Annotated in this window: 11 protein-coding genes; 7 read left to right on the top strand and 4 right to left on the bottom strand. The window is 64.8% G+C overall.

What is annotated here, in order from left to right:
• From JDO7802_RS05740 to JDO7802_RS05730, 3 genes are all read right to left on the bottom strand, one after another.
• A partial coding sequence (locus JDO7802_RS05740) for an HU family DNA-binding protein (RefSeq protein ID WP_187298098.1) occupies positions 1-183 on the bottom strand: 183 nt, incomplete at its 3' end.
• A gap of 115 nt (positions 184-298) precedes the next feature.
• Entirely contained in the window at positions 299-1,783 is a 1,485-nt protein-coding gene (locus JDO7802_RS05735; protein WP_055083544.1) for an AMP nucleosidase, read from the bottom strand.
• Positions 1,784-3,577 carry an adenine deaminase gene (locus JDO7802_RS05730; protein ID WP_055084740.1) on the bottom strand — a complete coding sequence of 598 codons (1,794 nt, stop codon included), beginning with the start codon at positions 3,575-3,577 and terminating at the stop codon, positions 1,784-1,786.
• A 114-nt stretch (positions 3,578-3,691) separates the two neighbouring features.
• On the opposite strand from JDO7802_RS05730, the gene JDO7802_RS05725 reads away from it, so the two are divergent.
• On the top strand, positions 3,692-4,654 hold the full coding sequence (locus JDO7802_RS05725) for a DNA topoisomerase IB (protein ID WP_055084738.1): 963 nt from the start codon (positions 3,692-3,694) through the stop codon (positions 4,652-4,654).
• Here the strand turns inward: JDO7802_RS05725 and JDO7802_RS05720 are convergent.
• Entirely contained in the window at positions 4,646-5,824 is a 1,179-nt protein-coding gene (locus JDO7802_RS05720) for a HupE/UreJ family protein (protein WP_055083542.1), read from the bottom strand. The two genes, JDO7802_RS05725 and JDO7802_RS05720, sit on opposite strands and share 9 nt — an antisense overlap.
• On the opposite strand from JDO7802_RS05720, the gene JDO7802_RS05715 reads away from it, so the two are divergent.
• The 6 genes from JDO7802_RS05715 to JDO7802_RS05690 form a co-directional block, all read left to right on the top strand.
• A complete protein-coding gene (locus tag JDO7802_RS05715) occupies positions 5,823-6,650 on the top strand; it encodes a DUF4198 domain-containing protein (protein ID WP_055083540.1) in 828 nt (275 codons plus the stop codon). The genes JDO7802_RS05720 and JDO7802_RS05715 overlap by 2 nt on opposite strands.
• Before the next feature lie 31 nt (positions 6,651-6,681).
• Positions 6,682-7,287, top strand: a complete 606-nt coding sequence (gene leuD / locus JDO7802_RS05710) for a 3-isopropylmalate dehydratase small subunit (RefSeq protein ID WP_055083538.1) — start codon at positions 6,682-6,684, stop codon at positions 7,285-7,287.
• Positions 7,288-7,585: 298 nt separating this feature from the next.
• Complete coding sequence (locus JDO7802_RS17920; protein ID WP_245624124.1) at positions 7,586-8,389, top strand: hypothetical protein; 804 nt, start codon at positions 7,586-7,588, stop codon at positions 8,387-8,389.
• Between the two features lie 17 nt (positions 8,390-8,406).
• Complete coding sequence (locus JDO7802_RS05700; RefSeq protein WP_055083534.1) at positions 8,407-9,327, top strand: endonuclease/exonuclease/phosphatase family protein; 921 nt, start codon at positions 8,407-8,409, stop codon at positions 9,325-9,327.
• Between the two features lie 56 nt (positions 9,328-9,383).
• Positions 9,384-10,487 carry a 3-isopropylmalate dehydrogenase gene (leuB, locus tag JDO7802_RS05695; protein ID WP_055083532.1) on the top strand — a complete coding sequence of 368 codons (1,104 nt, stop codon included), beginning with the start codon at positions 9,384-9,386 and terminating at the stop codon, positions 10,485-10,487.
• A 63-nt stretch (positions 10,488-10,550) separates the two neighbouring features.
• The coding region (locus tag JDO7802_RS05690; protein WP_083481037.1) for a DMT family transporter at positions 10,551-11,366 on the top strand (816 nt) is incomplete at its 3' end.

Genomic DNA, 11,366 nt, shown 5'->3' with positions numbered 1-11,366 from the left:
GGGACGTTCCCGGCACATGATCTTGCCGACGCCCGGAAGGGTCACGGCACCGCCGTTGGAAACTTCTTCGGTGATGATTTCGACGATCGCGTCGAGGGCCCCGGATGCCGATTTCTTGTCGGTGTCCATCTTCTCGGCCAGAGTGGCGACGAGTTGCGTCTTGGTCATCGGTTTATTGGCCATGTGCGGCTCTCCCTTCCCGTACGGGTTTGCTTAGTATTCCGGACCTTAACCTGTGATTCCGGCAGGTCACAAGAATTTGTAACGCTGTTTCTGCCATAACAGGCGGAAAATGGACTTAAAGAAAGGCGGTTTCTTCGAAACTGCGCAACTTCCGGCTGTGTAGCCTCTCCAAAGGCATCTCTCGAAGCGATTCAACCGCGCGCACGCCGATCATCAGATGGCGGCTGACCTGCGTTTTGTAGAATTCCGACGCCATGCCCGGCAGCTTCAGCTCTCCGTGCAGGGGCTTGTCGGACACACACAGAAGCGTGCCGTAGGGAACGCGGAAGCGGAAGCCGTTGGCGGCGATGGTGGCCGATTCCATATCCAGCGCGACGGCGCGGGACTGCGACAGCCGCTGCACCGGGCCGGCCTGTTCGCGCAATTCCCAATTGCGGTTGTCGATCGTGGCCACCGTGCCCGTCCGCATGACGCGCTTGAGCTCGTAGCCTTCCAGCTGCGTAACGCTCTCCACCGCTTCTTCCAGGGCGACCTGCACTTCGGCCAGTGCCGGGATCGGCACCCAAACCGGCAGATCGTCGTCGAGGACGTGATCTTCGCGCAGATAGGCGTGCGCCAGGACGAAATCGCCAAGCGACTGCGAATTGCGCAGGCCGGCGCAATGGCCGACCATCAACCAGACGTGCGGGCGCAATACGGCGATATGGTCCGTCGCCGTCTTGGCGTTCGACGGGCCGACGCCGATATTGACCAGCGTGATACCCTGGCCCCCCTTTCGCGTCAGGTGATAGCTGGGCATCTGCGGCATCTTGGGCAGGTCGTTCATCGGCGCGTCCGGGTCGTCCGCCGTCACCCGCTGACCCGCTGGACCGACCAACTCGACATAGCCAGACGCAGGGTCGCGCAGGGCGTCGCGCCCGTAGGCGATGAATTCATCCACGTAGAACTGGTAGTTGGTGAACAGGACATGGTTCTGGAAATCGCCCGGATCGGTCGCCGTGTAATGCGACAGGCGCGCCAGCGAATAATCGACGCGCTGCGCGGTAAACGGGGCCAGCGGCTTGGCCCCGTCTTCATAGGTAAAACCGACGCCGTTGACGATGGCATCGTTCGTCGTTTCCAGATCCGGAACATCGAAGACGTCGCGCATCAGGAAGGGCAGCACGCCGTCCTGCGGCACCTCCATGTCGACCTTGTTGAGAACTGCGAAATGCACCGGGATCGGGGTCTGCGACGGGCCGACGGTGACGGCCACCTCGTGCGACTGCATCAGCAGACCGATTTGCTGCGTCAGGTAATTCTCGAACAGGTCGGGCCGGGTGATCGTCGCGGCGTAATGCCCCGGCTCGGCCACGTGGCCGAAAGACAGACGGCTGTCGGTGCGACCATAGCTGGTCGTCGTGATCCGCACCTCCGGATAGAAGGCGCGGTAGCGACACTCGGGCGTCCCGCCGGTCAGCGCGGCCTGGAACTGCATCTGCAGGTATTCGGTCGCTTCGACATAAAGATGCTTGAGCGCGGCGACGGCTTCGCCCGCGTCGGAATAGCTGCGAGGTTCGACCGGGTCGGGGGTGCAGATCGGGGCGGTGTTCAGGGTCATTCAGGTCTCTATAAGGTCGGTAAGTTCGAATTTCGTCACATCCACCAGGCCCAGATCGCTGATCCGAAGGTCCGGGATCACCACCAGGGCCAGCAGGGAATGCTGCATGTAGGCGTTGTTGAGGGTGCAGCCCGCATCGCGCATCGCCTGCATCAGGGCGTCGGCCCGGGCCGCAACGTCGACGGCGGGGCTGTCGGACATGAGGCCGGCGATGGGCAATTCGACCATCGCGCGTTCGGTGTCGTCCGAAAACAGGGTCACGCCGCCCCCGACCGCCCGCAGCCGGTTCGCAGCCAGCGCCATATTCTCGCGGCAGGTGCCGACGACGATCATGTGGTGGCTGTCGTGCGCCACGGTCGATGCCATCGCCATTCTGCCGGTGTAGCCGAAGCCCGAGACCAGGGCGTTCGTCACGCCGCCCGTAGCGCGGTGCCGTTCGACCAGCGCGATCTGACAGGTGTCGCCCGTCGCCTCCACCCGCCCGTCCCGCACCGGCAGGGTTCGGGTCAGCGCCCTGGTCGGGGCCTGGTTTTCCACCACGCCGATCACGCGGGCGGTCACTTCGTTTGCGCCGTCCGGGCCTGCGATGTCGAAATCGCCGGCGGTCAGGTCGCGGGCCATGTTTACCGTGTCGCGCGCGCTGTTGGGCCAGTCGAGGTGCGGGCAGGGGACGGTCATCTTTCCACCAATCGCCACGGTCCGACCCAGCGCGATCACCCGTTCGATCGGCAACTCCGTCAGGTCGGACGTCAGGATCAAATCGGCGCGGCGGCCCGGCGCGATCGAGCCGAGCTCCCGCTCCAGTCCGAAATGGGTGGCGGTGTTGATCGTGCACATCTGCAGCGCCACCAGCGGATCGCATCCGCAGGCGATGGCGTGGCGCAACACGCGGTTCATGTGGCCGTCGTTCACAAGCGTTCCGGCCATGCAATCGTCCGTGCACAGGATCGCGCGTCGCGAATCCAGGCCCCGTTCGGTGATTGCCGTGATCTGGCTTTCGACGTCGTACCACGCGGACCCCAGCCGCATCATCGATGCCATGCCCTGCCGCATCCGCGCGACGGCGTCGTCTTCGCAGGTGCCCTCGTGGTCATCGGCGGGACCACCGGCGGCATAGGCGTGGAACGCGGGTCCAAGGTCGGGGGATGCATAATGCCCGCCAATGGTCTTACCCGCCCGTGCGGTCGCCGCCATTTCGGCCAGCATCTTGGCGTCGCCGTTCACGACACCGGGAAAATTCATCATCTCGCCCAGACCCACGATGCCGGGCCAGGACATCGCCTCGGCGACGTCGTCGGGCGTGATTTCGGATCCCGTCGTTTCCAGACCGGGGGCCGAGGGCGCGCAGGACGGCATCTGCACGAACATGCTGCAGGGCTGCATCCGCGCCTCGTCATGCATCAGGCGGACGCCGGGAAGGCCCAGAACGTTGGCAATCTCGTGCGGGTCGGTGAACATCGCGGTCGTGCCATGGGGAATGACGGCGGCGCAGAATTCCGCAGGCGTCAGCATCCCGGATTCGACGTGCATATGCGCGTCGCAGAGACCAGGAATGACATAGCGCCCGGCCGCGTAGATCACCTCGGTCTCGGGGCCGATGCAATGAGAGGCGTCTGGGCCGACATAGGCGAAGCGGCCTTCGGCGATGGCCACCTCCCACGTCAGCACCTCGCGGGTGTGGACATTGACGACCTTGCCGCCGCGCACGACGGTTTGTGCGGGCGCGCGCCCGGCGGCGACCGCGATCAGCGTCGCGGCGGCATCGGGCCAGGAGGGAAGGGTCTCGGGAGTCATGGCGAAAGGTGTCATGGGCGGGCGGGGGGCGCAAGCGACGGATCGGCGCGTGTCCGCTGCGTATTGCGCGAGTCCGCAAGGGAACCGGCCGGGCAGTTCGGCGCGTTCATCTGCATGAACCTGCCCGATCTCATCTATTTTCCCGACGACCGCCCCGGTATTTCGCGCCGCCGGGCCGGGCGGGGCTGGTCGTATCGCGCGCCGGACGGCACCACGATCGACGACCCGTCGGAGCGCGAGCGGATCGACGCGCTGGCCGTGCCGCCCGCCTATGAGGATGTCTGGATCTCGCCCGAGCGGCAGGGGCATCTGCAGGCCACGGGATACGATGCGCGCACGCGCAAGCAGTACCGCTACCACCCCCGCTGGTCGGAGTGGCGCAGCCTGCAGAAGTTCGGCGAATTGCCGGAGTTCGGTGCGGCCCTGCCCGCCCTGCGCCGCCGCGTGACCGAAGCCCTGAAGGGCGAGGTCGGAGAGCGGGATTTCGCCATTGCCGCCGTGCTGCGCCTGATCGACCGGGTGTCGATCCGGGTGGGGTCGGAAATCTATCGCGCCGAAAACGGAACCGAGGGCGCGACGACCCTGCGGTCGCGCAACCTGCGCATCGACGACCGGGGCGTGAAGCTGGATTGGCGGGCCAAGGGCGGCAAGCGCGTCCGCCGGCAACTGTCCGATCGTACCCTAATGCGCGCGTTGCACGATCTGGCCGATCTGCCCGGCGCGCCAGTCTTCGAATGGATCGAAGGCGACGCGCGCCACACCGTTCATGCCGATCAGGTAAACGACTGGTTGCGCGACGTGACAGGGCTGGACACGGCCACCGCCAAGACCTTCCGGACCTGGAACGGATCGGTCGCCGCGTTGGAGGCCGCGCTGAAAACCGGGGAAGGTGTGACCATCAAGGAAATGACCGAAGCGGCGGCGGGCGTGTTGCACAACACGCCGACGATCGCGCGCAATTCCTATGTGCACCCGGATGTCATCGCCCTGGCCGAGACATGGCGAGAGGTGGAGGTTCCCGCCCGCCCCGCCGGTCTGCGACAGGGCGAGCGGGCGCTTCTGACCCTGCTAGGTTAGATAGGGCAGATCACCGGCCCAGCCGATGCGGTTCAACACCCAATAGGCCCCGATCGCCGCGATGATGACCGATCCGGGCACGACGAACGCGGAGCGATAGAAGCTCTTGTGTCCGAACGGCAGGCCCATCAGCAGGAACGCGATGGCAATGACCGTCAGATGCCCGATTTCCAGCCCGACCGTGAAGAAGGCCAGCGACGCGATCAACCATTCGCCCAGCCCGAATTCCGACAGGACCGACGCGAAGCCAAGACCGTGGACAAGCCCGAAGACGAACACCACGCCGATCCGGCCCCAGCCAATGGTCTCCTTGCGCCCGCCCATCAGGTTCTCCACCCCGATCCAGACAATGGAAGCGGCGATGATCGTCTCCACCAGCCACATCCACTCCGCCGGCACCACGATCGCCCCGGTCGTCGCCAGGAACAGCGTCGTGGTGTGCGCGATCGTGAACGACGTCACCTGCCAGAGCATGGGGCGCCAGGCCAGCGCGAAGAAATAGAGGCCCAGAACAAAGAGGATGTGATCCAACCCATCCGGGATGACGTGGACGAAACCCGACACGACATACCTTTGCGCCACTTCCGCCAGGGTCTGCTGCGCCACGCCCGTCCGCGGCATCGGGTCCGACAGGGATCCGTTCGTCAGAAAGGCTTCGTAAGTTTCCTCGCTGCCGTCCGAGACCTGACGGACGATAAGACCGCCCAGCGCCGCGTCGAAGCCGAAGACGACGGGATCGTCGCCGTCAGGCAGGCGCGCGCTCAGCGTGAGGGTCGAATCGCGGCGGATCTCCACGTCGCCCACCGGCGGCACATCGACCGACACCAGCGTCGGGATTAGCGGCGTGTCGCCAGCGCGCAGGACGATCCCCTCGGAGATGGAGGTCCAGCTTTCGGTCAACGCCGCCGACAGCTCGTCCGGCGACAGGGCGCGCAGGGCGTCGTTGCGGTCGGACAGCGGCGAATCATCGGTGTCTTCGACTTCCGACAGGTTCACGCCCGCGATCATCGGCTCCACCGCCGCGCGCAGGGTGATCGTCACCGCGTCGCCGCCAGTCCGCACGTCCGCCACGGCGGGCTGCACCTCGTGTGCCGCAGCCGTGATGGGCAGTCCCATTGACAGCAGCGCCAGCAACGCCACCCTGATGCAAATCTGCAGGAGATTACCCATGTTCGCCCTCTCGAAATCCGTAGCCGTTGCAATGTGCATTATCACGTTGCCGGTTCAAGCCCATGAGTTCTGGATCGAGCCCGAGGCTTATACCGTCGACCCCGGCAACCCGGTGACGGCCATGTTCCGCAACGGCGAAAATTTCGCGGGCTCCGCCTTGTCCTTCATCCCGAACCGGTCGGAGCGGTTCGACATCGTTTCAGGTGACACCGTCACGGAGGTTCCCGCCCGCGTTGGCGACAATCCGGCGGTAAATGTCGCCGACCTGCCCGAAGGTCTTCTGACAATTCTGCACGAGACGACCGATTCGACGCTGACCTACCGCGAAAAGGAGGGGCGCAGCGGGTGGGAGCGGTTCGTCGGCTTTGCCGAGCACAAGGATCTGGGCGACGTCGCGGCCGCCCATGTGGACCGCGATCTGCCGCAGGACATGCCGACTGAGAGCTATCGCCGGTTCGCCAAGGCGCTGATCGCGGTGGGCGACGGGGCGGGATCGGATGCGCGGCGTGGCCTGCGCACCGAATTCGTCGCGCTGGCCAACCCATACGTCGACGACGTGTCGGGCGGTCTTCCCGTGCAGCTTTTCCTGGACGACGCGCCCAAGCCAGACGCCCAGATCGAGATGTTCGACAAAGCCCCCGATGGCACCGTCACCGTCACCCTGCACCGCACCGATGGCGAGGGACGCGCGACCCTGCAGGTGACGCCGGGCCACGCCTATCTGATCGATTCGGTCACCCTACTGCCGCTGGAACCGCAGGCCGAGGGCGATCCGATCTGGCAGACCCTCTGGGCTGCGTTGACCTTGGCCATACCGCAGGAGTAAGCCGTCGGGGACATTTTCCCCGGAGGGCATCATGGACAAGTTCGAGACCATCACCGGCGTCGCCGCCCCGCTGCCGCTGATCAACGTCGACACCGACATGATCATACCCAAGCAGTTCCTGAAGACGATCAAGCGCTCGGGCCTGGGCGTGAACCTCTTCGATGAGATGCGCTACGGCGACGATGGGGCGGAACTTCCGGAGTTCGTCCTTAACAAGCCCGCCTACCGCGACGCGCAGATCATCGTGGCGGGCGACAATTTCGGATGCGGATCATCGCGCGAACACGCCCCTTGGGCGCTTCTGGATTTCGGTATCCGCGCCGTCATCGCGCCCAGCTATGCCGACATCTTCTACAACAACTGCTTCAAGAACGGCATCCTGCCGATCGTCCTGCCGCAGGATCAGGTCGATGCGTTGATGGACGACGCCCGCAACGGCGAGAACGCGCGCATCACCGTCGATCTGGACAACCAGACCGTCACCGGCACCGACGGCACGGCCTATCCGTTCGAGGTTGACGCCTTTAAGAAGCATTGCCTGCTCAACGGTTTGGACGACATCGGCCTGACGATGGAGAAGGCCGCATCGATCGATACATATGAGCGGGACCTGGCGCAGAGCCGACCCTGGGTCTGACGTCGACACTCACGTCAAGAGCTTTAACGTCGAACTTCAACATGCTGATTTTGATATACAAACCCCGCTGAAAGGTGGGGTTTGCGGCTTTCGGGGCACACAAAACGACCTTGCGCTTTTCGTGCCGCATCAGGCGGTTGCGAGGTGAAGTTAAACAAGGCACGTTGGTGGCAAGAATGAGGCAGACGCCCCAACGAGGGTGGCAGTGAACAAGGCCCCGCAAAAACAGGGGCCATCCGATAAGGATCGACAGGCAGTGATTTCGCAGCTCCCCGGTGCGTGCATTCGTGCGCTTCTCATGGTCGTGATGATCTTGACGCCGTCACTGGTGCTGCCGGACGTGAACTCTCAAATCAGCGATGCTTTCGTCCTCATTTCCCTCTTTGCCGCCGTTTTCATTATCGTGGAATACGGGTCGATCTATCCCGGCCTGATCGAGTTTCGCAGTGCGCCGCCATTCAACCGCGTCCGGTTCCTGACGCTGTTCTCGACGCTGCTGCTGATCGCGCTGGCCTGCGCCAACCGCCACGACTCGTCGCTTCTGTCGCGGCTGGTGCTGGCGGTCGGCGTCCTGCTGGGGCAGTCGATGGATTTCCCGCTTTCGCCGATCCGGCTGCTGATGTGGCTTCTGCCGGACGGCACGACGCTCAGCCAGGCGCAGACCGTTCGCGCGGCGGCGGGCATCGCCTATCTGACGTCGCTGGTTGGTCTGACTGTCTTCGCCATTCTGATCCGTGTGCGCGGCTGGCCGTCGCCCACGGGCAGTTTCAACGTCTGGATCAACCTGCCGACGTTCGACCCGACCGCGGGACGCGACGTGGTCAAGCGCCTGAACCGCGACGGTGCCGTTAACATTCTGTTAGGACTTCTGCTGCCATATCTGACGCCGCCCGTGGCCGTGTACATCGCGAATTCTCACGGGGTGTCGATGCTGCAAAGCGATCTTATGCTGGTCTGGACGATGTCACTGTGGGCGTTTTTTCCAACATCCCTGTTTCTGCGCGGCATCGCGATGCGGCGTCTGGCGCTGATGATTTCCCAAAAGCGCCGCCGTCTGGTGTCGGAGCAGGGCGTGCCCGATCCGGCATTCTTGCCGGCCTGATCTGCTGCTTCGGGGCCATGGCCCCGGCCGAGACGATCCGTTTAGCCACTTTCGACACCGGGCTGGGCCGCAAGGGCCCCGGCTTGATGCTGCGCGATCTGCAATCGGGCCGCGACGATCAGGCCGAAGCTGCGATCGCCCTGATCGCGCAGGCCGACGCCGATGTCCTGATGCTGATGGACATCGACTGGGATTACGCGGGCAATGGGGCCGCCGCCCTGCGCGACCGGCTGTCCGACGTCGGCGGCGGCTATCCCCATCACATCGCGCGGCGCCCGAATTCCGGCGTGCCGTCGGGCTTCGATCTGGACGGGGACGGAACCACGCACGAAGCGCGCGACGCGCTGGGCTATGGCCGGTTCACCGGCGACAGCGGGCTGGCTGTCCTGTCCCGCTTTCCGCTGGGGGAAATCCGCGACCTGACCGGCGCGCTCTGGTCCGATCATGGCACCCCCGCCGATCTGGTACCGCCGCCGGCGCTGGCCGGGATGCCACTGGCCACGACGGCGCAATGGGTGGTGCCGATCACGATCCGCGGACAGGAGATCACCTTGGTGACCATGTCCGCCGGAACGCCCGTCTTCGACGGCCCCGAGGATCGCAACGGCATCCGCAACCGCGATGAGCTGACCCTGGTGTCCGACCTTGTCGATGGGGCCAAAGCGGCGCTGGTCATGGGCCGCGCCAATCAGGATCCGGCGGGCGGCGAAGGCCATGCTGAGGCCTTGATGCGCTTGCTGACGCATCCCGCCCTTCAGGACCCGCGCCCCGAAGGCCCGGACGGCGGCCTGGCGACGGTCGAATTTCGAACGGTCGGGCCGATGCGGGTCGACTACGTTCTGCCGCCGCGCGGCCTGCGAGTCGTCGGCAGTGGAACGCTGCACGATGCGGCAGCGGGGCCGTCGCGGCTGGTTTGGGTGGACGTGGCGGTTCCTTGACGGCTGTCGGGTCCGGGGCTACCCCACCGTCAACGTTTCCAGCAAAGGCCTGACCCATGGCGAACCCCTCCCTCCTGATCCTCGCCGGCGACGGCATCGGCCCCGAAGTCATGGCCGAGGTGCGCCGCGTGATCGACTGGTTCGGGGCGAACAAGGATCTGACCTTCGATGTGTCCGAAGATCTGGTTGGCGGGGCCGCCTATGACAATCACGGCACGCCGTTGCATGACGACACCATGGCGAAAGCGCAAAAGGTCGATGCCGTCCTGCTGGGGGCCGTCGGCGGGCCGAAGTACGACGATCTGGATTTTTCGGTAAAGCCCGAGCGAGGCCTGCTGCGCCTGCGCAAGGAGATGGACCTGTTTTCGAACCTGCGCCCGGCGCAATGTTTCGATGCCTTGGCCGATTTCTCCTCGCTCAAAAAGGATATCGTTTCCGGCCTCGACATCATGATCGTGCGGGAGCTGACTTCGGGCGTGTATTTCGGGGAGCCGCGGGGCATCCACCGCGAGGGCAACGAGCGGGTCGGCATCAACACCCAGCGTTACACTGAGTCCGAGATCGCACGTGTCGCGCGATCGGCCTTTGAGTTGGCCCGCAAGCGGTCGAACAAGGTCTGCTCGATGGAGAAGGCGAATGTCATGGAATCCGGTATTCTCTGGCGCGATGTGGTGCAGGAAATTCACGACGCCGAATACCCGGATGTCGAACTCAGCCACATGTATGCCGACAACGGCGCGATGCAGCTGGTTCGTGCGCCCAAGCAGTTCGACGTTATCGTTACCGATAACCTCTTCGGCGATGTGCTCTCCGACTGCGCCGCGATGCTGACCGGAAGCCTTGGGATGCTGCCGTCCGCATCGCTTGGCCTGCCGATGGCGAACGGGCGACCCAAGGCGATGTACGAACCCGTCCACGGCTCCGCCCCCGACATCACCGGGCAGGGCAAGGCCAACCCGATCGCCTGCATCCTGTCGTTCGCGATGGCATTGCGCTATTCCTTCGATGAAGGCGCGCATGCCGATCTTCTGGAAGGCGCGGTCGAGCGGGTGCTGGCCGACGGCGCACGCACGGCGGACCTGATGGGCCCGGATGGCGGCACGCCGATTTCGACCACCGAAATGGGCGATGCGATCCTCGCGGCGCTCGACGCCGCCTGACCTCAATTCCGCGTCGCCTTGGGGAGGGGGCGGTGCGGCACCACGATCGATGGAGATCGCGCGATGCCCGACAGATCCTCCCCGCTTTCCGGCATTCTGCTTTCGCTGACGGCCTTTGCGCTTTTCTCCACCCATGACATCGCGGTGAAGATGCTGGGCGGCACCTATGCCGTGTTCCAGGTCGTCTTCTTCAGCACGCTGTTCACCTTCCCGCTGGTGGTGTTCATGCTGTTGCGCGATTCCGAGCCGGGGACGCTTCTGCCCCGTCATCCATGGTGGACGGCCCTGCGCACGGTTGCGGCGGTCACCACGGGGTTCTGCGCGTTCTACGCCTTTTCCGTCCTGCCGCTGGCGCAGGTCTATTCGATGATATTCGCGTCCCCGCTTCTGATCACGCTGCTGGCGATTCCCATTCTTGGCGAAAAGGTAGGACTGCACCGGGCCGGGGCCTGCGTCGCGGGCCTGATCGGAGTTCTGGTCGTTCTGCGTCCCGGCAGTGGTGGCTTCGATCTGGAACTGGGCCATGCCGCCGCCCTTCTGGCGGCCCTCACGGGCGCACTCGCCTCCGTCATCGTGCGCAAGATCGGACGGGACGAACGCTCGGCCGTCCTGATGCTCTATCCGATGGTGGCGAATTTCGCCGTCATGGGACTGCTTTTGCCGTTCTTCTATAAACCGATGCCGCTGGGGGATCTGGGTCTGTGGACGATGATGGCGGGGCTGGCGTTTCTGGCCGGTCTTTGCCTGATCTCCGCCTACCGCCGGGCCGACGCCGTTCTTGTCGCGCCGATGCAGTACAGCCAGATCCTCTGGGCCGCACTCTATGGCTGGCTGTTCTTCGACGAGTCGATCGACACCGGGACGGCCATCGGCGCGGGC

Origin of the sequence: Jannaschia donghaensis (assembly GCF_001403795.1) — a bacterium.
Taxonomy (GTDB): Bacteria; Pseudomonadota; Alphaproteobacteria; order Rhodobacterales; family Rhodobacteraceae; genus Jannaschia; species Jannaschia donghaensis.
Note: the sequence above shows the minus strand (reverse complement) of the source record. Positions and strands in the feature narration are given on the sequence as shown.

Coding starts and splice junctions, on each gene's coding strand:
- JDO7802_RS05720 (WP_055083542.1), bottom strand. CDS start 5,824: ATGGGTAATCTCCTGCAGATTTGCATCAGGGTGGCGTTGCTGGCGCTG.
- leuB (WP_055083532.1), top strand. CDS start 9,384: ATGGCGAACCCCTCCCTCCTGATCCTCGCCGGCGACGGCATCGGCCCC.
- JDO7802_RS05700 (WP_055083534.1), top strand. CDS start 8,407: ATGGCCCCGGCCGAGACGATCCGTTTAGCCACTTTCGACACCGGGCTG.
- JDO7802_RS05715 (WP_055083540.1), top strand. CDS start 5,823: ATGTTCGCCCTCTCGAAATCCGTAGCCGTTGCAATGTGCATTATCACG.
- JDO7802_RS17920 (WP_245624124.1), top strand. CDS start 7,586: ATGGTCGTGATGATCTTGACGCCGTCACTGGTGCTGCCGGACGTGAAC.
- leuD (WP_055083538.1), top strand. CDS start 6,682: ATGGACAAGTTCGAGACCATCACCGGCGTCGCCGCCCCGCTGCCGCTG.
- JDO7802_RS05725 (WP_055084738.1), top strand. CDS start 3,692: ATGAACCTGCCCGATCTCATCTATTTTCCCGACGACCGCCCCGGTATT.
- JDO7802_RS05730 (WP_055084740.1), bottom strand. CDS start 3,577: ATGACTCCCGAGACCCTTCCCTCCTGGCCCGATGCCGCCGCGACGCTG.
- JDO7802_RS05735 (WP_055083544.1), bottom strand. CDS start 1,783: ATGACCCTGAACACCGCCCCGATCTGCACCCCCGACCCGGTCGAACCT.